At 34.3% G+C, this 572-nt stretch carries 1 protein-coding gene; it reads right to left on the reverse strand.

Annotated elements, in window-relative coordinates:
- Positions 1 to 140: 140 nt before the first annotated feature.
- Positions 141 to 572, reverse strand: a 432-nt coding sequence (locus BW716_RS35290; RefSeq protein WP_179091427.1) for an aromatic amino acid lyase, incomplete at its 5' end; no start/stop codon positions are given.

Consider the following 572-nt stretch of genomic DNA (forward strand, 5'->3'; position numbering starts at 1 on the left):
AATTCAATTAAATTGCTTGAAGCTTCTTCAAAAAGTGGAAAGAATTTTTTGTCTTTCGGCACTAAAAATTGGAAAATACTGTTTATTGACATTTTTATATTTTTGATAGTGCAAAATTACTTCATTAATACTTTACAATGTTAAGCCATTGTTAACAAATCGTTTTCAATTTGGAAACTGTCCAGGAATTCCACAGTCTTTTTAATGTCGTAATGTAAGATTCTATCTTCCTTTACAAGAGGAACTACCTCACTGTAACTGCTTAAAAACATCTCTATAAAATCACTTGATTTCAATGGTTCTCTATAAGCAATTGCCTGTGAAGCATTCAACAATTCAATTGCCAGAATACGCTCTAAATTCTCTAAAACACGCAATGCGTTTGTTGCTCCGTTTGCTCCCATACTTACGTGATCTTCCTGCCCGTTACTTGACACAATACTATCTACGCTTGACGGAGTTGCCAATTGCTTGTTTTGACTTGCAATACTTGCTGCAGTATATTGCGGAATCATAAATCCTGAATTTAATCCCGGATTATCTACTAAAAATGCCGGAAGATTACGCAATCC

It is taken from the genome of [Flexibacter] sp. ATCC 35208, assembly GCF_001975825.1.
Classification (GTDB): Bacteria; Bacteroidota; Bacteroidia; order Chitinophagales; family Chitinophagaceae; genus Chitinophaga.